A 19,249-nucleotide genomic window follows, 5' to 3' on the forward strand; every position below is an offset into this window, starting at 1 on the left:
CTGGCCTGCGCGGCAGTCGCTCGCCGGACCGTCGAGGCCCGCGCGTCGGGCCGCCGCCGACTGGGCGCCGACCCACGTGTCCCGCACCGTATACATCGCTGTGCCCATGGCCCGAACCTAGGCGGCACGCGTTTCGGTCGTCGACGACGCCCCGTAAAGGTTCTGTTTCCGGGCAGCGCAGACCGCGGCGATACGCTCGATGGATGCCGCCGCTGCGCCCGCTCGACCAGTCGTCGAAGCTCAAGAACGTGCTCTACGAGATCCGGGGGTCGGCCCTGGACGAGGTGGTCCGGCTCGAGGCCGAGGGCCACACGATCCTGCGGCTCAACACCGGCAACCCCGCGGCGTTCGGGTTCGAGGCGCCCCACCAGATCGTCCGCGACGTCATCGCCGCGATCCCCCACGCGCACGGCTACACCGACTCGCGCGGCATCCTCTCCGCCCGCCGCGCCGTCGTCACCCGGTACGAGACCGAACCCGGCTTCCCCGAGATCGACGTCGACGACGTCTACCTGGGCAACGGCGTCTCCGAGCTGATCACCATGGTCATGCAGGCGCTTCTCGACGAGGGCGACGAGGTGCTCATCCCCTCCCCTGACTACCCGCTGTGGACCGCGATGACCTCGCTGTCCGACGGTGTCCCGGTCCACTACCGCTGCGACGAGTCCGCCGGCTGGGAGCCCGACCTCGAGCACATCCGCTCGCTGGTCGGCCCCCGGACCAAGGCCATCGTCGTCATCAACCCGAACAACCCGACCGGCGCCGTCTACTCGCGCGAGGTGCTCGAGGGGATCGCCGCGATCGCTCGGGAGCACAGTCTGCTCGTGCTTTCCGACGAGATCTACGACCGGATCCTGTTCGACGGCGCGCAGCACATCCCCATGGCGACCGTCGCACCGGACCTGCTGTGCCTGACGTTCAACGGCCTGTCGAAGACCTACCGCGTGGCCGGCTACCGGTCCGGCTGGCTCGTCGTCACCGGCCCTCGGGAGCACGCCACGGGGTTCCTCGAGGGCATCACCCTGCTCGCGTCGACCCGACTGTGCCCCAACGTGCCCGCCCAGCACGCCGTGCAGGCAGCCCTGGGCGGCATCCAGAGCATCGACGCCCTCATCGCCCCCGGCGGCCGCCTGCACGAGCAGCGCGACGTGGCGTACCGCGGCCTGACCTCGATCCCCGGGGTCGACTGCGTGCGCCCCGACGGCGCCCTGTACCTGTTCCCGCGCCTCGACCCGAACGTCCACGAGATCCGCGACGACGCCCGCCTCGTCTACGACCTGCTGGTCAGCGAGCACATCCTGCTGGTGCAGGGCACCGGCTTCAACTGGCCCACGCCGGACCATCTGCGCATCGTCACGCTCCCGGAGGCCCGCGTCCTGGCCGAGGCCGTCGAGCGCATGGGCAACTTCCTGGCGAGCTACCGCCAGTAGGCGACCGGCGCACCACCGTCGCCAAGGCCGCCGAGGTCGTGAGTTTCCGACGACGTCGTCAGTTGCAACTCACGACGTCGTCGGCAACTCACGAGCTCGCGGCCTGGCTAGGGCGACCGGACAGCAGAACGGGCCGGCCACCCGAAGGTGACCGGCCCGTTCGACAGTGCTACGTGCTCAGCGGATCAGAACCCGCCGCCGAAGTCCTCGCCGCCGCCACCGGCCGGCGCGGGGTTGCGCTCCGGCTTGTCGGCCACGACGGCCTCGGTGGTGAGGAAGAGCGCGGCGATGGACGCCGCGTTCTGCAGCGCCGAGCGCGTGACCTTCACCGGGTCGTTGACGCCCGCGGCGAGCAGGTCCTCGTACGTGTTGGTCGCGGCGTTGAGGCCGTGACCCACGGGGAGGTTGCGCACCTTCTCGACGACGACGCCACCCTCGAGACCGGCGTTGATCGCGATCTGCTTGAGCGGGGCCTCGATCGCGAGCTTGACGATCTGCGCACCGGTCGCCTCGTCGCCCTCGAGCTTGAGGCCCTCGAACGCCGTCTTGCCGGCCTGGATGAGCGCCACGCCACCACCGGCGACGATGCCCTCCTCGACGGCCGCCTTCGCGTTGCGAACGGCGTCCTCGATGCGGTGCTTGCGCTCCTTGAGCTCGACCTCGGTGGCCGCGCCCGCCTTGATGACGGCGACGCCACCGGCGAGCTTGGCGAGGCGCTCCTGGAGCTTCTCGCGGTCGTAGTCCGAGTCCGAGTTCTCGATCTCGGCGCGGATCTGGGAGACGCGGCCCTGGATCTGGGCGGCCTCGCCGGAGCCCTCGACGATCGTGGTCTCGTCCTTGGTGACGACGATCTTGCGCGCCGTGCCGAGGACCTCGAGGCCCACCGTGTCGAGCTTGAGACCGACGGTCTCGGAGACGACCTGGCCGCCGGTGAGGATGGCCATGTCCTGCAGCATCGCCTTGCGGCGGTCGCCGAAGCCGGGGGCCTTGACGGCGACCGACTTGAACAGGCCACGGATCTTGTTGACGACGAGCGTGGCCAGGGCCTCGCCCTCGACGTCCTCGGCGACGATGAACAGCGGCTTGCCGGCCTGGATGACCTTCTCCAGGAGGGGCAGCAGGTCCTTGACGTTCGAGATCTTGGACTCGACGAGCAGGACGTACGCGTCCTCCAGGACGGCCTCCTGACGCTCGGGGTCCGTCACGAAGTACGCCGACAGGAAGCCCTTGTCGAAGCGCATGCCCTCGGTGAGCTCGAGCTCGAGGCCCAGCGCGCTGGACTCCTCGACCGTGATGACGCCTTCCTTGCCGACCTTGTCGAGCGCCTCGGCGATGAGGTCGCCGATCGCCTGGTCGCCGGCGGAGATCGCGGCCGTGGCGGCGATCTCCTCCTTGGTCTCGACGTCCTTCGCCTGCGCGAGCAGAGCAGCGGTGACGGCCTCGACGGCCTTCTCGATGCCCTTCTTCAGCGCGATGGGGTTGGCGCCGGCCGCGACGTTGCGCAGGCCCTCGCGCACGAGCGCCTGGGCGAGCACGGTGGCGGTGGTGGTGCCGTCGCCCGCGACGTCGTCCGTCTTCTTGGCGACCTCCTTGACGAGCTCCGCACCGATCTTCTCGAAGGGGTCCTCGAGGTCGATCTCCTTGGCGATGGAGACGCCGTCGTTGGTGATCGTGGGGGCGCCCCACTTCTTGTCCAGGACGACGTTGCGGCCCTTCGGGCCGAGGGTGACCTTGACGGTGTCGGCGAGGATGTTGAGTCCCCGCTCGATGCCGCGACGGGCCTCCTCGTTGAAGGCAATGATCTTGGCCATGGGGCTGTGATCCTTCACTGGGTTCGGGTCGGCCGAGGGTGCCCGCGACGGACGAGCACGTCACCCGCGGTCTTGTCCCGCGTGCGACGGCCCTCACCGGACGGCCGTGGTGATTCTGTCACTCTCCACCGGAGAGTGCTAAGTCCAATGGTTAGCACTCGACCCCCGAGAGTGCAAGCAGCGTTCGCTCACGGCGGCGACGGCGGGACGCGTCGAGACGCGGCGGCGGGAGAGGAGAAGACGCGGCCGCAGGAGCGAGAGCACGCCCCCCAGCGGCACGGGTGGGAGCGCGCCCGGGCTATCGTGCGCGTGTGCAAGGTCACGACGAGGACGTCGACGCAGCCACCGACGGCGCTGAGCTGTCGGCTGCTCCCGCGCACCGCGCGCGTCGGTCCGCCCGTCGTCGCCGTCGTCGGGAGGGCGTGGTCGTCGGCACCGCGCTCGTGATCGCCGCGACGACGACCCTCGTCGCGACCGTACCCACGGGTGCGCTGGCGACCGAGGCCCCCGCCGCGGTCCCCGTCCCCGCCTACGCGACCATCCCGCTGTACCTGCAGGGCGTCACCACGCTCCCCGGCGGCACCCGGGCACCGCTGGCGGTGGGCACGGACGTGACGTTCCTGGCGGGCACGCACGTGGTGGACCCGGCGGCGACGACCCTCGAGCGGGTCGTCGGCGGCGTGACCGTGGACACGGGACCGACCGCACCCGCCGCCGCCGTCACCGCCGCCCGGCAGCGCGCGTGGCTGGCGTCGGGCACGGTCCCGGGCGCGGGCGGGCCGTACGAGGACATGGCGCGCGCCGCCCTGCTCGACCTGCACGCGCTCGTGCTCCCCGGCGGCGCCGCGGTGGCGGGGTGGTCGGAGAAGTGGCGCTACGTCTGGCCCCGGGACGCCTCGTTCGTCGCCGTCGCGCTGGCCCGTACCGGTCACGTGGACGACGCGCTCGACGTCCTGGGGTTCCTCGACCGCGTGCAGTCGGACGACGGCTCGTTCCAGGCGCGCTACCTGCCCGACGGCTCCGGCCCGCCCGACGACCGCGGCGTGCAGACGGACGGCACGGGCTGGGTGCTCTGGGCCGCCGGTCTGGTGGTCGCCGAGATCGACGACCCCGCCGCGCGTGCCGCCGCGGCGGAGCGGCTGCGGCCGATGGTGGTCCGGTCGACCGAGCACGCGATCACGCTCGTCGCGCACGGGGGGCTGCCGCCGGCGTCGCCGGACTATTGGGAGGTGCCCGAGGACGCGCTGACGCTGGGCACGGTCGCCCCTCTGGTCGCGGGCCTGCAGCAGGCGTCCGGGCTCCTGGGGCTCACCGACGACGACGCGCTGGCCGCCTCCGCGTTCGGCGCGTCGGTGCGCAGCAAGGTGGCCGTGATCCACACGTTCGGGTCCACCGGGTTCGCGCGGTACGCGTCGGGCGGGCACGCGGACGCCTCGAGCGCGTTCCTGCTCCGCCCGTTCGTCACGACGGCCGTCCCGGGTGTGGAGGCCGCGTGGCGTGCCTCGGCGGTCGCGATGGTCCGGCCCGCGAACGGGTTGGCGCCCGGCGCGGGGTGGCGCGACGACGGCGTCTCCTGGACCCCGCAGACCTCGCTGTACGCCTGGGTCGCGGCCGAGAACGGCGACGCCGCGCTCGCGGACGGCTGGCTCACGTTCCTCGACACCCACCGCACCCCGTCGGGGTCACTGCCCGAGAAGGTGCTCGCCGACGGCTCCCCGGCGGCGGTCGCGCCCCTCGGCTGGAGCGCCGCGTGCGTGCTGCTGGCCCTGGACGCCCTCGACCGGTAGGTGCGCCGACGCCGACGGGCCGCGCACCTGTCGGTGAACGGCCCGTCCGGAGACCAGCGGGGTCAGAGCCCGCGGACCTGCTCGGCCTGCGGACCCTTGGTGCCCTGGCCCACCTCGAACTCGACGTCCTGCCCCTCCTCGAGGGAGCGGTACCCGTCCGACTGGATGGCGCTGAAATGCACGAAGAGGTCCTGGCCTCCCCCGACCGGGGTGATGAAGCCGTACCCCTTCTCCGCGTTGAACCACTTCACGATGCCCTGGGCCATGCCGTACTCCTTGACGTCCGATGCCGGGCGCTCCGCCGGCGCCCGGTTCGCGTGAGCCTAGTGGGAGCGGTCCCTCCGGGACCAGGGTCGTCTCGGGACGGACGTGCTGATCAGGTGCCCGGTCAGGCGTCCGGGTCGCTCGCCAGCACGACCGAGATGCCGGTTCCCGCGTCGGCCGCGGACAGCGTCACCGTGGTCAGCCCGAGCGTCGAGGCGACGAGGTCGGCGGTCGCCTTCTGGTCCTCCGCCGCGTAGTAGACGACAGAGTCGGCCGGGACGGTGCCGGTGAAGTTGCCCGTCGTCACGGCCGTGAAGCCCGCAGCCGTGAGCTTGGCCGCCTGCGCTGCCGCGAGGCCTCCGATCTTGGCGGCGTTGAGCACGGTGACCGGGGTGTCCATGACGGGCGCCGCGACCGTCTGCTCGTCGGCCGGAGGCGTCTCGGTGGCAGCGTCGGTGGCGGCGTCGGTCGCACTGTCGGTCGCGGTGTCGTCGGGGGCGTCGGCCTGCTCCGACGGCGAGTCGGTGGTCCCGGGCAGGTCGGGCAGGTCCCCGTTGCGCGCGGCGAGGTTCACCAGCACGAACGCGAGGACCGGCGCCAGGACGAGCACGAGGACGAACGGCCACCACCTGCTCCACGCCGTTCGGGGTGCGCGATGCACGCCGCGGGGGACGTCAGGGTTCGACGGGACGTCGAACTCGTCCTCGGGGTAGGAGTACTCCGCCTTGCTCACGGCGGACAGGCTAACGGCTCCGACCGTGTGGACGGGTCCACCCCGGGCCGGAGGGGGCGTGTCACGTGCAGGGATGTCGGTCTTGCGCTGCTTCAGGCGTCGCCGAGGCGGCGGGCGGTGCGCGCGCGCTGGCGGGAGGAGCGCATGCGGCGCAGCCGCTTGATGAGCATCGGGTCGTGCGCGAGGGCGGCCGGGTCGTCGATCAGCGCGTTGAGCACCTGGTAGTACCGGGTGGCCGACATGTCGAACAGCTCGCGGATGGCCGACTCCTTGGCGCCCGCGTACTTCCACCACTGGCGCTCGAAGGCGAGGACCTGCTCGTCGCGCTCGGAGAGGCCGTCGCGCGAGGCGACATCGACACTGCTGGGCTGCGGGAGCGAGACGATCGTCGCGGCGTCCATACGTCCTCCTGTGCTCTCACTCCGGTGCTTCGTCGAGACTGCGGTCCTGGCCGGCTTGCACCGGCCCTGCCGGCTTCGTCGGGACCCGAGCGAGGCCCGGTGGCCGACGACCGTCATCGTACGACCGTAATGACACGGGTGTCATTCCTGTCGGCGAGTCGTCCCCCGTGTGCCGCGCTCGGTAGCCTCGCGGGCGTGAACGCCGCCCCCCTCGACCAGCTCGTCGCACCCGACTGGGCCGTCGCCCTGACCCCCGTCGAGCCGCAGATCCGCGCGGCCGGCCAGTTCCTGCGCGAGGAGGTCGCCGCGGGTCGCGAGTACCTGCCGGCCGGCGATGCGGTGCTCCGGGCCTTCCGGCGGCCGCTGGCGGAGGTCCGGGTGCTCGTCGTCGGGCAGGACCCGTACCCGACGCCGGGGCACCCGATGGGCCTCTCGTTCTCCGTGCAGCCCGACGTGCGTCCGCTGCCCCGGTCGCTGACCAACATCTTCACCGAGCTGGTCGCGGACGTCGGCGTGGCGCCCCCGACCAACGGTGACCTGTCCCCGTGGGCGGACCAGGGCGTCATGCTCCTCAACAGGGTGCTCACGGTCCGCCCGGGCGCACCCGCGTCGCACCGGCGGCACGGCTGGGAGGCGGTCACCGACCGCGCGATAGCCGCCCTGGTGGAGCGCGGCGGACCCCTCGTCGCGGTGCTCTGGGGCCGCGACGCCCAGTCGCTGAAGCCCGCGCTCGGCTCCGTGCCGACCGTCGAGAGCGTGCACCCGAGCCCGCTGTCGGCGAGCCGCGGGTTCTTCGGTTCCCGGCCGTTCTCCCGCGTGAACGAGCTCCTGGTCGCCCAGGGAGCCGCTCCGGTGGACTGGTCGCTGACCTGAGCAACAATGTGGTCGTGACTTCTTCCACCCCCCGCTGGTCCCGCTACGTCGCCATCGGCGACTCGTTCACGGAGGGCCTCTGGGACGACCCGGACGGCCGCGAGGCGCCGCAGCGCGGCTGGGCGGACCTGCTGGCCTCCCACCTGTCCGAGCGCCGCGTGGCCGCCGGGCAGGAGCCGCTGCAGTACGCGAACCTGGCGATCCGCGGCCGGCTGCTCAAGTCGATCCTGGTCGAGCAGGTCCCCGCGGCGCTCGAGCTGAAGCCGGACCTGGTGAGCCTGGTCGGCGGCGGCAACGACATCCTGCGGCCCGCCGCCGACATCGACCGGATGGCCCGCAACCTCGAGGCCGCGGTGGTCCGGCTGCGGGGGGCCGGTGCCGACGTGCTGCTGGGCACCGGCGTCGACGCGGCCGACAGCCCCTTGGTCCGGGCCACCCGCAGCCGGGTCGCCATCTTCGACGCGCTCATCTGGTCGATGGCCCGCCGGCACGGCGCCTACGTCGTCGACCTGTGGGGCATGCGCTCCCTGCGCGACTGGCGCATGTGGGCCGAGGACCGCATCCACCTCACCACCGACGGGCACGCGCGGGTGGCGCAGGCCGCGCTGGTCGGGCTGGGTCTCGAGCCCGACGACGCCGGGTGGGACGACCCTCTGACACCCCTGCCGCCGACCCCGCGGATGCAGAAGGCCCGCGAGGACGCCGCCTGGGTGCGCGAGCACGTCTACCCGTGGGCGACCCGCCGGCTGCGCGGGAAGTCGTCCGGCGACGAGCGCGTGCCCAAGCGGCCGGAGCTCTCGCCGCTGGACTGAGTCCTACGGGCAGACGAACATGCTTCCACCGGCTGCCGCGGTCGAGTGACCGTTGAGGTAGATCCGGACCGTCTTGCCGCCGCCGACGAGAGCCGTGTTGGGCCCGTCCTGGCCGGTGAGGGTCAAGGTGGGCAGCTGCGAGCAGGTCCAGCCGGAGGCCAGCTGCGACTGGTTGTTCGCGTTCATCGAGCGAGCCACGAACGGGAACGTCGCGTCCGCCAGGTTGATCGTGACCTGCCAGCGCACCGAGGTGGTCGCCGCCGAGCTGGAGATGTCGAAGTAGGCGTTGTAGTCGGTGTTGGGCGGCCCTCCCCACTTGTCGGGCGTGCCGAACAGGACCGCGGTGCACGTGGCCGTCGGGTCGCTGGGCGACGAGCAGCTGATCAGCGGCAGCGGGGCTGCGAAGGACCACGTGGCGGGGACGACCCAGCCGTTGAGCGTGACGTACGCGGACGCGCCGCTGGACGACGGCGGCGTGAACGCTGTCGACGTCGAGGTCATCGTCGCGCCCGACACCGTCCCGGTGCCGTTGAACACGATGGTGCCCGGGGACGACGATCCATAGACGATCACGCGACCGGTCGTGCACAGGGATCCGGAGATCCCGGTGACCGTCACCGACGTGTACTTGCCCCCGGTGACCGTGCCGCTCGGGAAGACCGTGAGGGGACCGTTGGTGCAGCGCGCCGACGTCACTGCGAAGGGTCGCGCCTTGCCGACGAGCGTGAGCCCGGCCGCGTAGCCGGGCACGACGGTGAGCGCGACCAGCACGGCAAGGGCGATCAGCGCGATCAGCGCGACGACCGGCGACCGGCCGCGGAGCAGTCCGGTCATGGCCCGACCGCCGGGTCGAGAGCCGAGACGGGCCCGGGCTCGGGCTCGGGCTCGGTGCGAGGGTGCGGGACGTCGACGCCCAGAACCGCCGGCTGATCGTCCTCGCCGTCGCCCTCGTCGTCGTCCTCGTCGCGTGGCCACACGAGGATCGCGAGGGCGAGCACGATGAGGCTCGCCCAGATCCACGGGCTGGTCACTGCGGTGATCGCAAGCCCGACCTTGGGCAGGTGGATCGTCGCGACCCCGAGGACCTCGTCGTCCGTCGGCGTGAAGGGGTCCACCCAGTCGTTGTTGTCGCCCTGCATCTGCCAGCCGGACGCATCGCCGCCGATGACCCGATGGATGATCCGGGCGCCGCCGAGCTCGTGCGGCTGGTAGACCACGATGTCGCCGACCGAGGGCTCCCCGCACCGGGAGACGACAAGGTCCCCGGTGAGATAGGTCGGCTCCATCGAGTGACCGCTGACGATGGTGAGGGTCGTGCAGCCGCCCAGGCTCGTGGGCCACAGGAGCCAGGCGCAGGCGGCGACCACGACCCAGAAGAGCACGTCCCGGGCACCACGCAGCAGCCGACCGGTCCGGTCGGCTGCTGCGGTGGTGTCTGTCTCCACGTCAGGACGGCTCCGGTCCCGATCAGAAGATCGTGACGGAGACCTTCGAGATCTTGGCGACGTCGGCCGGGAGGATGGTGATCTGCGGCGTCGTGCCGTTGAGCGTGAGCGACAGCACGCCGCCGCCGACGGCGACGGTGCCCGAGTACGGGGTGCCCAGCGTGGCGCCGGTCGAGTCGCCGAGGGCGATCTTGATCGTCTTGCCGGCGCAGCCCGTGTCGAGCGACGTGAGCACGAGGCTGTCGACCGTGGCGTTGTAGCCGAAGCCGGCGCCGGTCGTCAGGGTGCCCGCGGCGGGGGTGGTGCCGAACGACACGGTGATCGCGCTCTGCTGGCAGGCGCCGGTGACCGAGGTCGTCGCGGCCTGCGAGAGCGCCGAGGCCCCGTTGTTCAGCGTGAGCTGGGCGGCCGACGCGAGCGACAGGCCGGCGACACCGAGGATGGCCAGGCCGACGGCCAGACCCTTGCGGGACTTCTTGGACTTCGTGGAAGCCATGGTGATCTCCTGATCGGGAAGGGTGCGGGGAATCGGCACCTCACCGAGACCCGCTCACGGACGCACGCCGCAACGGCGGTCGACCGCGAACGTATGGTTCATCGGCACGGTCACCCGTTCGGCCCTGGGTGGCAGCACCCCGGCCGTCCGAATTGCCGTTTTCTTTCACCCCGGGCGAATGCGACCAACCGGTCAAGCAGGGCGTTCGGCGGCCGGCTCGCCGGCGCCCAGGGGCAGCCACGCCTCGAGGACGGCGCCCTTCTCGCGGCCGGGCACGAGCGCCAGCCGGCCGTTCACGAGCGAGAGCCGGGTGGCCAGGCGGGCGGTGCCCGACGGGTTCCCGGCGGTCGCGAGGTCGTAGAGCTCGCCGTCGTTCTCGACCCGGACGTGCAGGACCCGGTCGGCCTCGTCCACGGCGACGACGATCGACGACGCCGGCCCGTGCTTCAGGGCGTTCGTCACGCCCTCCTCGACGACGCGGACCGCGAGCAGCCGCTCGCTGACCGTGAGGGAGCAGCCGGAGGGGTCGTCCAGGGACCGCACGGCGTCGCTGACCGTGAGCCGGGTCGCGATGCTCGCCGGGATGCGGCCGAGCAGGGCGCGCAGCGCGGGGACCAGCCCGAGCTCGAGCCGGTCGGGGTAGAGGAGGCGGCTCATCTCGCGGACGTCGGTCTCGCGCGCCGACTCGAGCTCGGTGCGCACCCACGCCAGGGTCTCGATGTCGTCGGTGTCCATGCCGCGCGCGCCGGCCCTCGCCAGGACGTCGCCCAGCCGCGCGTCCATGAGGACGAGCTTCGACTGCAGGGTGCCGTGCAGGCCCTCGGCGACCGCGCGTCGCACGCGGATCTCCTCCTGCTCGAGCGCCTTGACGGCCATCTCGACGTGCACGGCGTCGCGCGCCGAGGCACGGTTCCGGGCGCGGTTGGTGCGCCGCACCACCAGTGCCCACATGCCGATGCCCCCCGAGATCGCCCCGAGGAGGAAGCCGCTGAACACCTCGGCGTTGCGGGCCGGGTCGTCCAGCGAGCCGTGCACGCCGAACACCACCTGCGCGACGAACCGGGCGACGGCGGCGACCGCGGCGGCGACCAGGACCGCCGACGCCATCGCCCACGCCCGTCGGGCGAGGTGCGCCCGCAGCAGGGCCAGCACGACGACGAGCATGATGACCGCGACGGCGTTGGCGGCGAGCCGCGCGACGAGCGGGACCGACTCCCAGTCCGGGACGTACGTCGCGTAGACGTAGGTCGACTGCAGGGCGGCGCCGGCGCCGTAGCCCAGCGCGATGAGCGCCGTGCCGCGCAGGAGCGCGGTGCGGTCCCCGCGGAGGTCGTCCCGACGGGTGGCGAGGGACACCGCAGTGTCGGGCGACGTCGTCGTCATCCGTGCCTCCTGCGTCCCGCCCCGGTGATCGGCCCGGCGCGTGGCGCGCATCGAACCCAGGCGCAGACGATACTGGCGACGATGACCGTTCCCACCACTGGCACCCTCCGCGTAGCGATCGTCGAGGACCAGCCCTTGTTCCGCTCCATGCTGGAGCACACGCTCGCCGGCACCCCCGGGCTCCAGGTGGTCGCCGCCGTCGGCACCGTCACGGAGGCGATGCGTGCACTGCGCCCCGGAACGGTCGACTGCGTGATCCTCGACATCGACCTGCCGGACGGGAACGGGATCGCGCTCGGCGTGACGTTGCGCCGCAAGATGCCCGAGCTCGGCATCCTGCTGCTGTCGGCGCACGACGCGATGGACCTCCTGCTCGACCTGCCGACGGATGTCGCGGCGGGGTGGGGCTACCTGTCGAAGACCTCCTCGACCAGCGAGGAAGTGCTGGTCAACGCCGTGCGCGCCGCCGCGGTCGGCGAGACCGTGCTCGACCCGGCGCTGCTGGCGCGGATGACCCCGCGAGCCGGGTCGGCCGTCGCGCGGCTGACCGACCGGCAGTACGAGGTGCTGCGGCTGCTGGCGTCCGGCCTGTCCAACTCGGGCATCGGCGACCGGCTGGGCATCACCGAGAAGTCCGTACAGAACCATGTGAACGGGATGTACGCGACCCTCGGGATCGACAGCGACCCGCAGCGCAACCCCCGCGTGAGCGCCGCGCTCCGGCTGCTCGAGGAGACCGGCCCCAGCGCCTGACTCGTCCGTGTTCGTCCCGCCGGGATCTTCACCCGGTCCACCGTCGGTACGTCATCATCGAGGCATGGCAGAACGACGCGGCGCCGAGGCCGCTCACCCCACCACCTCGACGGTGCGCGGCGAGGACTGGTACGCGCGGGACCTGTCGGGGCAGGAGTTCCACAACGTCGAGTTCCTGGACCTCGACCTCACCGAGACGTCCGGCACCGGCGCCGTGTTCGGGGAGTGCGTGTTCCGGAACGCCAAGTTCAACGCGTCCGTGCACACCGACGCGGCGTTCATCAACTGCACGTTCCACCGGTCCAACTTCTTCGACGTGCGGTTCGAGCGCTGCAAGCTCATCGGGTCGGTGTTCGACGGGTGCACCTTCGACATCACGGTGGTCGAGGGCGGCAACTGGTCGTTCGTCGGGCTGCCCGGCGCCGACCTGCACTCGGCGAGGTTCACCGGCGTCCGGCTGCGCGAGGCCGACCTGACCGGCATCCGAGCCCCCGGCGGCACCCTGCGCGACTGCGACCTCGCCGGGGCGTGGCTGCACCTGGCCGATCTGTCGGGCTGCGACCTGCGGGGCAGCGACCTCGCCGGCATCGACCCCCCGACGGTCAAGCTCGAGGGCGCGATCATCACGCTCCCGCAGGCGGTGGTGATCGTCGAGGCGATGGGCCTGGACCTGCGGGTGGAGTAGCGCGCTAATCCCTTGACACCGTTCGGGCCTCGCGAGGATAACGGGAGGAGCAGGGCAATTCGCCCTGCGGGGCATCCCCGGGGGAGGTTGCCGCTATGTCACCCGCACAGACGCCGGCGTCCTGAGATGGCACACGCCAAGATCTCGCCGTTGAACGGCAAGCTTCCGGAGTCGATGCTGACTCGGACCGAGCCGAACGGCCAGCCGCTGCGCAACGACGTCGTCCCCGCGCTGGCGCGGCTCGCGGCCGCGGGTGCAGCGGCCGGCAAGGGCTTCGTGGGTATGAAGAAGACGCTCCCCCTGGCCGGATACCGCACGCTCGCCGAGCAGGCGGGGCTCGACGGAGTTGACCCGGATGCCATCGGCGTCGGTCACTCGATCCACAGCGAGGGGCTCGCCGCCGACCTCGAGATGACCGGCGGCTATGACGACGCCCGGTACACGTGGCTCATGGACCACGGGCTCGAGTTCGGCTGGTACACCCCGGACTGGGCCAAGGATGGCGGCTCGGGAACCAATGAGCCGTGGCACTGGGAGTACGACCCGGACGCCGACCAGCACCGCACCGAAGGAGTGGACGACATGCCGTTCAGCCGCCAGGAGCTCAAGGAGATCATCGCCGAGACCATGCGCGAGAACATCGGGGACAAGGCGCCGGGCACCTCCTGGGGACCGGTGACTTTCACCGGGTTCGCCCGCGATGGCGTGGTCAGGCTCCTGAACTCGAAGGACGACGCCATGGACTTCGCACTCGGCGAGTACTACAAGAACGTCAGGCACGCCATCACGGACGTCATCCGGTCCGAGGGTGTGACCGGAGCCGGCGACGTCAGCCGGCTCGTCGCGGCCCTCGTGCCCCTCCTGCAGTCGGGCGCCGCCGGGCTCTCGGACGAGGAGTTCAACGGGCTACGGAACTCGGTCGAGCACGCCCGGAACGTGCGCGGGGGCGGCGGTGGGCCCGGCCTGGGGCTCGGTCCCGACCTCGGACTCGGCATCGGCGTCGACCCGGGCTGAGGAACGTCACCCGGCTGAGGACCGCTACTCCGGCCGGGGTTCGACCTGGCCCACCCAGGCGCCGAACACCGGCACCCCGTCCCAGGCCGGGACCGCGAGGTCGACGGTTCCCCACCCCTGGGCGAGGTCCGGCCCGCTCCCCGCGGCCAGCGCGAGCACCGCGTAGGGCCGGTTGAACCGGACCGTCGCACGGCGGTGCCGGACGGTCCGCCGCTCGGGCATCCCGGTCGCCCGCATCGCGAGGCCGGTCACCGCGGCGGCCTCGAAGCCCTCCCGGCTGAACGACGCGACCGCCACCTGTCGCGCGTCGAACGCGGCGGGCCGGTACTCGGGCCGCAGGAGGCCCTCGAGCGTCGCGAACGCGGCCGCCATCCCGTCCGCGCCGGAGATGTCCAGGCGCGACTCCGCCCGCCACGCCGGCAGCACGGCGTCGACCGACTCCAGCTGCGGCGGCCCGAAGCCCTCCTGCGTCTCCTCGGTCACCTCCCACGCGTGCCCCTCGCCGAGCGGGAGGTCGAAGAGCCCGACCGGGCTCGCGCCGCCCTGGGCCACCTGCCCGGCCGCCCGGTGGACGTCGGCGGCGGGGACCGTCGGGTCGGCGATCACGGAGACGACGCGCAGCCCGTCGACCGACCCGGAGACCTGGACACCGACCAGGCCCGCGGCGTCGGTGTCGGCGAGGAACACCTCGTGCCGGTCGGAATTGGCACGCAACGCGGTGCGGACCGCGGGACCGAACTCGCCGCCGAGGAACAGTGCGGGGACCTCGTCGAACGGCTCCGCCCACGTCACCTTGGTCGCCAGCGCGCTCGCCAGCACCAGGGCCGTGGTCGGCCGCAGCACGACCGGGAACGTCCGGATGAGGTCCTTGGTGTGCGCGACGGCCCACCGGTCGGCCTCGGCGTTCGTCGGCACAGGGCCCGCCTCGACCACGGCCGGAAGCTCGCGTGCCCAGGCGTCGAACAGGTCGCGGACGAGGAGCTCCTCGCGCGCCCACACCGCCAGCGCGGACGCGACGGCGGGGTGCGGGGTGGCCACCAGCTCACCGGCCCGGCGCGCGGCGTCGGCGGCGTCGGTGCCGAGGACGCGCTCCAGCTCCGTGCGCGACGGCCCGTCGGCGAGCGGGGCCACGAGCGCCAGCAGCAGCCACAGGCCCAGCGGCGACGCCGCGCCGTGGCCGGACAGGTAGCGCCCGTGGAACGGCGCGGCGAACCGCGAGACGAGCTGCGCCGTCGAGGGACTGCTCACGAGCCCCCTATCGGATTCGAACCGATGACCCCCTGTTTACAAGACAGGTGCTCTGGCCGACTGAGCTAAGGAGGCGGGCGGGCCCAGGATAACCGGGCGCTCCCCGTGCGAGGGGCGCCCGGTCATCGAGAGGACTAGGAACCCTGGGCGGCCTGGACGGCCTGCAGGAGGGCGCCCGGCGTCTGCCAGGCCCCGCCGAAGTCCTGGCCGTCGATCAGCACGGTCGGCGTCGAGATCTTGCCGATGTCGGTGCCCATCTGGTTGGTCGCCGCGGCGACCCACGGGGCCATCGTGCGCCAGGTGCCGGTCGCCGAGGCCTCGACGTCACCGGTCTTGGTCTTGTACGAGCCGCTGACGGTGTCGGTGAAGGAGTCGGCGACGTCCTGGGGCACGCCCAGGTCGGTGGCGATCTTCGCGATCTCGGCGTCCGTCCGGCCCGTCGAGCCCTCCGCCGGCTGGTCCTTGTACATGGCGGTCACGAACTTGGCGAACTGGGCCGGGGCCTTGTCGGCGACGATCGCGGCGGCGTTGGCGGCGCGGGTCGAGTACGCGGTGCCCGACGACTTGCTGTCGAGGAACGAGATCGGGTGGTACTCGACGGTGGTGCCGCCGTCGGCGAGCAGGGTGGCGATGTCGTCGCCGTTGATCTCTTCGAACTGGCCGCAGATGGGGCACATGAAGTCGAAGTAGACGGTCAGGGTCACGTCGCCGTCGCCGACCACGCCGACGTCGTCGCCGCTGTCGCCGCTGACGGGGATGCCGCCGTTGTCGGTGGCGGGCGCCGGGGCCGTGACGTCCGCGAGCGCGGGCGGGACGACGTTCTCGGCGTCGCCGCCGTAGACGACCTCGGAGTTGGCGGCCACGTTGGCCTTGTTCTGGTTGACGATCGTGAACGCGACGCCGACGAGGGCGAGGACGGCGACGACGAGGCCGGAGATCGCGAGGATGCGGTTGCGCTTGGCCTTGCGCTCCTGCTCCTTGCGCATCTGGGCGGCCTTGAGGCGGGCCTCGTCGCGGCGCATCGCCTTGGTGGGGCGGGGGTCGTTGGTGGGCATGGTGCTCCTGGGTCGGACGAAGTGACGGGGTGGGGTGGGCGCGGTGTCAGGCGACCGCGGGCGGACCCCGCCGGGCGATGCTGCCGACGAGCACCCGGTCCGTCCATGCCGCGGCGACGGGCTGCGGGACCAGGCGCGCGCGGGCGGCGACCGGAAGCGGTCGACCCGAGGCCGACCGGCCGGGGACCGCCCGGCCCAGCAGCACTCGCACCTGGCGGGCGGCCCGCACGAGGACGGCGGACAGGCCGACGCCGCACGCGGCGAGCAGGAGGTAGAGGGCCGCCACCGGCACGGCGATGCTGAGCAGCACCACGGCGCCCTGGGACATGGCGCCCAGGCCGTAGGAGCCGTCCGGGCAGTCCGCGGCGTCACGCAGCACGGACAGGCGCAGGCCGAGCGGGCCGAGGACACCGCCCGCGGCGACGCAGTCGTGCAGCAGCACGCGTCCTTGGGCCGCGAGCGCCGCGGCTGCGGCGGTGACCGCCAGCGCGGCGACCGGCGACAGGCGCGCGGCGACCAGGTGCGGCCCTCGTCGCGCGGTCATGCGGCACAGCGTAGGGGCCGCGGCTGAGGATCCGGTGCGGCCTCACGGCGTGCGCGCCCGGCGGACCACCTCGACGTCGAACCCGAACGACCGCTTCCACTCCTGCGCGAGCCGTCCACCGGCGCGGCGGACGATCCCGCGCAGCCACCACTCGTCTGGGTCGATGCCGGGGTACGCGTGCTCCACCAGCAGCGGCCGGAACCGGGCGTCGACGGCCTCGACCCGGCGGCGCAGCTCCGCGAGCTCCGGGTACGACGCCAGCGCGGGGTCCGTGAGTGCCGCCTCGAGGGTGCTGCGCGACATGGCCTCGTTGGCGTAGGCGAACTCGTCGCCGCGGTAGCCGTGCTCGCACTCGACGACGAAGCTCGACCAGCGCTCGAGCACGGCCGCCGGGGTGTCGTCGCGCCACACCCCGCGTGCGCGGACCAGCTCGGTGAAGGCGTCGTCGAACGCGGTCACTTGGCGATCTCGCGAAGGTAGAGCTCGTAGCCCTCGTCGGGACGGAAGTGCGCGACGATCACGTCGCCCCGGAACACCGTCAGCGCGCCGGTGCGGTGGTCGAACCGGACCACGTCCCCGTTGCTACGGCGCCCCACGGCCACCTCGGCCTCCGCCTCGAGCGACATGTGCTGGACCTCCCCGGGATCGGCGAGCCTTCACCCAAGAGGGTGAGCCCGTGACGCGCCAGACGGGTCCCGCATGGCGAGACGGGTCAGGGCAGCACGGGGGTCGGCAGCGGCGCCCAGGTGATCGGGGTCCCCGAGAGGATCTGCGCGATGAAGACCGCCGACGCCGCCAGCAGGACCGCGGTGGCGACGAGGGCTCCGGTGCGGCCCGGTGCGATCACGGCCAGCACCCGACGGGCACCGACGCGCGTCATCAACGACAGTGGACCCCACCACACGACGGCCGCGCCGAGCAGCACGATCGCGCCGACCAGGATCGACGCGGTCACCCCCTGCGGGACCTGGCCCGACGGCGACTCGTCGATCGCCCAGTGGCCCTCGCCGATCAGCCACCAGGACACGCCGAGCAGGATGACGATGACGCTCGCCCCGACGACGAAGGACGGCACGAGGCCGACCAGCGCGCGCAGCAGGTGCCACGGGCCCGTCGCCAGCGCGACCGCGCCGTCGGAGCGCTTCACCCCGGCCCGCTCCCGCCGCCCGTGCATCGACTCGACCGTCGAGCCCACCGTGCGCAACACCACGACGAGGATCCCGAACACGATCAGGGTGATGCCGGGGTACAGGGCGCCGGCGGAGCCGAGCAGTAGCGCGGCCGCCAGGAGGGTGCCCCAGCGCCGGCGTGCCGGCGGCCGCTCGTACCCCGAGCCCTCGGGCTCCGGCTCCTCCGACGCGTCGAGGTCCTCGTTGATCCAGTCGACCCCGTCCGGGTCCTCCCAGTCCGGGTCGCCCTCCAGCGCTTCCGTCGAGGTGGCGTCGAACGCGCGCGTCGATCCGTCGTTCGCGACGAGGGCCGGGGCCACGAGGGCGGTCGCGGTGCCGCCCGCCAGCACCGTCGTGCCCACCAGGTCGTCGGCGACGAGCATCGCCGTCGCGGTCTCGTCGGCGATCGACTCGCCCTCCGCGACCACGACCGTGAGCGCCGCGACGACGTCGTCGGGCGAGGTGCGGTCCGCGGCGACGGGCGCCAGCGCGCGGGTGAGGGTCGCGGTGGTCAGCGGGCCGAGCCCCTCGAGGTCCACCTCGCCGGACCGGGCCCGCGCGAGCACGGCCTCCAGCGGGCGGCTGCCGAACGGGTCCCGACCCGTGGCGGCGAACGCGAGGATCGCCGCCCAGCCCCAGAAGTCGGACGAGGCGTCGGGCTCGGCGCCGTCCAGCAGCTCGGGCGCGAGGTACCCCGGGGTGCCGATGACGAGCCCCTCGGCGGTCAGCCGGGAGTCGTCCGCGGCCTGTGCGATGCCGAAATCGATGAGGACGGGGCCGTCGTCGCCGACGATGACGTTCGACGGCTTGAGGTCGCGGTGCACCACGCCGGCGCCGTGCACGGCCACGAGCGCGTCGCGCAGCCCTTCGGCGAGGTCGAGCAGCTCCGCGGCGTCCAGCGGCCCGCGCTCGCGCACGTGATCCTCGAGGTTGTCGCCGGGCACCAGCTCGGTGACCAGGAAGGCCTCGGTCGAGTCGGCCTCGGCGTCGAGGATCGCGGCGACGCCGGGGTGCCGGAGCTTCTGCAGGGCGTGCACCTCACGGCGCAGCCGGTCGCGCGCGACCGCGTCGGACCCGATGTGCGGGTGCAGCAGCTTGAGCGCGACCGGGTCGCCGCCCCCGTCGACGGCCCGGTAGACGGTCCCCATGCCGCCCGACCCGAGGGGCGCGACCACGGTGTATCCGCCGATCTCCGACCCCGGTGTCAGACCGATCCGCTCCATCCCCGCACCGTAGCGGGACGCCTGCCGGCTGCGCCGGACAACGCGCGCTGCGTCATCCGGGCGACGTGTCGCGCGCCGACCCCCTAGGGTCGAACCCGACCCAAGGAGTTGATCCCGTGCCTG

Annotated in this window: 21 protein-coding genes and 1 tRNA gene; 7 read left to right on the forward strand and 15 right to left on the reverse strand. The window is 72.7% G+C overall.

Annotation, left to right across the window (positions count from 1 at the left end):
* Window positions 1-203 precede the first annotated feature (203 nt).
* The gene (locus AC1DWH_RS06795; RefSeq protein ID WP_456844289.1) at window positions 204-1,430 is read left to right on the forward strand and encodes a pyridoxal phosphate-dependent aminotransferase; all 1,227 of its coding nucleotides are present in this window, start codon (window positions 204-206) and stop codon (window positions 1,428-1,430) included.
* 185 nt (window positions 1,431-1,615) lie between these two features.
* On the opposite strand, the gene groL is transcribed toward AC1DWH_RS06795, so the two are convergent.
* Entirely contained in the window at window positions 1,616-3,241 is a 1,626-nt protein-coding gene (gene groL, locus AC1DWH_RS06800; RefSeq protein WP_456844290.1) for a chaperonin GroEL, read from the reverse strand.
* Window positions 3,242-3,552: 311 nt separating this feature from the next.
* Between groL and AC1DWH_RS06805 the strand changes: the two genes are divergently transcribed.
* Window positions 3,553-5,028 carry a glucosidase family protein gene (locus tag AC1DWH_RS06805; RefSeq protein WP_477093027.1) on the forward strand — a complete coding sequence of 492 codons (1,476 nt, stop codon included), beginning with the start codon at window positions 3,553-3,555 and terminating at the stop codon, window positions 5,026-5,028.
* Window positions 5,029-5,090: 62 nt separating this feature from the next.
* Here the strand turns inward: AC1DWH_RS06805 and AC1DWH_RS06810 are convergent, their stop codons facing one another.
* From AC1DWH_RS06810 to AC1DWH_RS06820, 3 genes are all read right to left on the reverse strand, one after another.
* The gene (locus tag AC1DWH_RS06810) at window positions 5,091-5,294 is read right to left on the reverse strand and encodes a cold-shock protein (protein ID WP_456825370.1); all 204 of its coding nucleotides are present in this window, start codon (window positions 5,292-5,294) and stop codon (window positions 5,091-5,093) included.
* Window positions 5,295-5,416: 122 nt separating this feature from the next.
* A complete protein-coding gene (locus AC1DWH_RS06815) occupies window positions 5,417-6,025 on the reverse strand; it encodes a LytR C-terminal domain-containing protein (protein ID WP_477093028.1) in 609 nt (202 codons plus the stop codon).
* Between the two features lie 92 nt (window positions 6,026-6,117).
* On the reverse strand, window positions 6,118-6,426 hold the full coding sequence (locus AC1DWH_RS06820; protein ID WP_456844293.1) for a DUF3263 domain-containing protein: 309 nt from the start codon (window positions 6,424-6,426) through the stop codon (window positions 6,118-6,120).
* Between the two features lie 195 nt (window positions 6,427-6,621).
* Here AC1DWH_RS06820 and AC1DWH_RS06825 point away from each other — a divergent pair, with 195 nt between their 5' ends.
* Window positions 6,622-7,299: a uracil-DNA glycosylase gene (locus tag AC1DWH_RS06825; RefSeq protein ID WP_477093029.1), complete on the forward strand. Its 678-nt coding sequence runs from the start codon at window positions 6,622-6,624 to the stop codon at window positions 7,297-7,299.
* Window positions 7,300-7,313: 14 nt separating this feature from the next.
* Window positions 7,314-8,111, forward strand: coding sequence for an SGNH/GDSL hydrolase family protein (locus AC1DWH_RS06830; RefSeq protein ID WP_477093030.1), 798 nt, complete (start codon window positions 7,314-7,316; stop codon window positions 8,109-8,111).
* Window positions 8,112-8,114: 3 nt separating this feature from the next.
* Here AC1DWH_RS06830 and AC1DWH_RS06835 read toward each other — a convergent pair whose 3' ends face one another.
* The 4 genes from AC1DWH_RS06835 to AC1DWH_RS06850 form a co-directional block, all read right to left on the reverse strand.
* Complete coding sequence (locus tag AC1DWH_RS06835; RefSeq protein ID WP_477093031.1) at window positions 8,115-8,945, reverse strand: hypothetical protein; 831 nt, start codon at window positions 8,943-8,945, stop codon at window positions 8,115-8,117.
* Window positions 8,942-9,556 (reverse strand): signal peptidase I, encoded by a 615-nt coding sequence (locus tag AC1DWH_RS06840; protein ID WP_477093032.1) that lies wholly within the window; start codon window positions 9,554-9,556, stop codon window positions 8,942-8,944. Before AC1DWH_RS06840 ends, AC1DWH_RS06835 begins: the two co-directional genes overlap by 4 nt.
* Before the next feature lie 22 nt (window positions 9,557-9,578).
* On the reverse strand, window positions 9,579-10,052 hold the full coding sequence (locus tag AC1DWH_RS06845) for a hypothetical protein (protein WP_477093033.1): 474 nt from the start codon (window positions 10,050-10,052) through the stop codon (window positions 9,579-9,581).
* A 192-nt stretch (window positions 10,053-10,244) separates the two neighbouring features.
* The gene (locus AC1DWH_RS06850) at window positions 10,245-11,435 is read right to left on the reverse strand and encodes a sensor histidine kinase (RefSeq protein WP_477093034.1); all 1,191 of its coding nucleotides are present in this window, start codon (window positions 11,433-11,435) and stop codon (window positions 10,245-10,247) included.
* An 81-nt stretch (window positions 11,436-11,516) separates the two neighbouring features.
* Between AC1DWH_RS06850 and AC1DWH_RS06855 the strand changes: the two genes are divergently transcribed.
* The 3 genes from AC1DWH_RS06855 (at window position 11,517) to AC1DWH_RS06865 (ending at window position 13,887) form a co-directional block, all read left to right on the forward strand.
* Window positions 11,517-12,188: a response regulator transcription factor gene (locus AC1DWH_RS06855; RefSeq protein WP_456846968.1), complete on the forward strand. Its 672-nt coding sequence runs from the start codon at window positions 11,517-11,519 to the stop codon at window positions 12,186-12,188.
* A 64-nt stretch (window positions 12,189-12,252) separates the two neighbouring features.
* On the forward strand, window positions 12,253-12,873 hold the full coding sequence (locus tag AC1DWH_RS06860) for a pentapeptide repeat-containing protein (RefSeq protein WP_477093035.1): 621 nt from the start codon (window positions 12,253-12,255) through the stop codon (window positions 12,871-12,873).
* 126 nt (window positions 12,874-12,999) lie between these two features.
* A complete protein-coding gene (locus AC1DWH_RS06865; protein ID WP_477093036.1) occupies window positions 13,000-13,887 on the forward strand; it encodes a M15 family metallopeptidase in 888 nt (295 codons plus the stop codon).
* A 24-nt stretch (window positions 13,888-13,911) separates the two neighbouring features.
* Here the strand turns inward: AC1DWH_RS06865 and AC1DWH_RS06870 are convergent, their stop codons facing one another.
* From AC1DWH_RS06870 to AC1DWH_RS06900, 7 genes are all read right to left on the reverse strand, one after another.
* The gene (locus AC1DWH_RS06870) at window positions 13,912-15,135 is read right to left on the reverse strand and encodes a serpin family protein (protein WP_477093037.1); all 1,224 of its coding nucleotides are present in this window, start codon (window positions 15,133-15,135) and stop codon (window positions 13,912-13,914) included.
* A 1-nt stretch (window position 15,136) separates the two neighbouring features.
* A tRNA-Thr gene (locus tag AC1DWH_RS06875) sits at window positions 15,137-15,210 on the reverse strand.
* Window positions 15,211-15,269: 59 nt separating this feature from the next.
* Entirely contained in the window at window positions 15,270-16,190 is a 921-nt protein-coding gene (locus tag AC1DWH_RS06880; RefSeq protein WP_477093038.1) for a DsbA family protein, read from the reverse strand.
* Window positions 16,191-16,236: 46 nt separating this feature from the next.
* Window positions 16,237-16,734: a hypothetical protein gene (locus AC1DWH_RS06885; protein WP_477093039.1), complete on the reverse strand. Its 498-nt coding sequence runs from the start codon at window positions 16,732-16,734 to the stop codon at window positions 16,237-16,239.
* Window positions 16,735-16,776: 42 nt separating this feature from the next.
* Window positions 16,777-17,193 carry a hypothetical protein gene (locus tag AC1DWH_RS06890; protein WP_477093040.1) on the reverse strand — a complete coding sequence of 139 codons (417 nt, stop codon included), beginning with the start codon at window positions 17,191-17,193 and terminating at the stop codon, window positions 16,777-16,779.
* On the reverse strand, window positions 17,190-17,360 hold the full coding sequence (locus tag AC1DWH_RS06895; protein WP_456844662.1) for a hypothetical protein: 171 nt from the start codon (window positions 17,358-17,360) through the stop codon (window positions 17,190-17,192). Before AC1DWH_RS06895 ends, AC1DWH_RS06890 begins: the two co-directional genes overlap by 4 nt.
* An 86-nt stretch (window positions 17,361-17,446) precedes the next feature.
* Window positions 17,447-19,126: a protein kinase domain-containing protein gene (locus AC1DWH_RS06900; protein WP_477093041.1), complete on the reverse strand. Its 1,680-nt coding sequence runs from the start codon at window positions 19,124-19,126 to the stop codon at window positions 17,447-17,449.
* Window positions 19,127-19,249 lie beyond the last annotated feature (123 nt).

This window comes from Cellulomonas sp. P2_F12, from assembly GCF_056403775.1.

Coding starts and splice junctions, on each gene's coding strand:
- AC1DWH_RS06795 (WP_456844289.1), top strand. CDS start 204: ATGCCGCCGCTGCGCCCGCTCGACCAGTCGTCGAAGCTCAAGAACGTG.
- groL (WP_456844290.1), bottom strand. CDS start 3,241: ATGGCCAAGATCATTGCCTTCAACGAGGAGGCCCGTCGCGGCATCGAG.
- AC1DWH_RS06810 (WP_456825370.1), bottom strand. CDS start 5,294: ATGGCCCAGGGCATCGTGAAGTGGTTCAACGCGGAGAAGGGGTACGGC.
- AC1DWH_RS06820 (WP_456844293.1), bottom strand. CDS start 6,426: ATGGACGCCGCGACGATCGTCTCGCTCCCGCAGCCCAGCAGTGTCGAT.
- AC1DWH_RS06835 (WP_477093031.1), bottom strand. CDS start 8,945: ATGACCGGACTGCTCCGCGGCCGGTCGCCGGTCGTCGCGCTGATCGCG.
- AC1DWH_RS06845 (WP_477093033.1), bottom strand. CDS start 10,052: ATGGCTTCCACGAAGTCCAAGAAGTCCCGCAAGGGTCTGGCCGTCGGC.
- AC1DWH_RS06850 (WP_477093034.1), bottom strand. CDS start 11,435: ATGACGACGACGTCGCCCGACACTGCGGTGTCCCTCGCCACCCGTCGG.
- AC1DWH_RS06855 (WP_456846968.1), top strand. CDS start 11,517: ATGACCGTTCCCACCACTGGCACCCTCCGCGTAGCGATCGTCGAGGAC.
- AC1DWH_RS06860 (WP_477093035.1), top strand. CDS start 12,253: ATGGCAGAACGACGCGGCGCCGAGGCCGCTCACCCCACCACCTCGACG.
- AC1DWH_RS06865 (WP_477093036.1), top strand. CDS start 13,000: ATGGCACACGCCAAGATCTCGCCGTTGAACGGCAAGCTTCCGGAGTCG.
- AC1DWH_RS06880 (WP_477093038.1), bottom strand. CDS start 16,190: ATGCCCACCAACGACCCCCGCCCCACCAAGGCGATGCGCCGCGACGAG.
- AC1DWH_RS06885 (WP_477093039.1), bottom strand. CDS start 16,734: ATGACCGCGCGACGAGGGCCGCACCTGGTCGCCGCGCGCCTGTCGCCG.
- AC1DWH_RS06895 (WP_456844662.1), bottom strand. CDS start 17,360: ATGTCGCTCGAGGCGGAGGCCGAGGTGGCCGTGGGGCGCCGTAGCAAC.
- AC1DWH_RS06900 (WP_477093041.1), bottom strand. CDS start 19,126: ATGGAGCGGATCGGTCTGACACCGGGGTCGGAGATCGGCGGATACACC.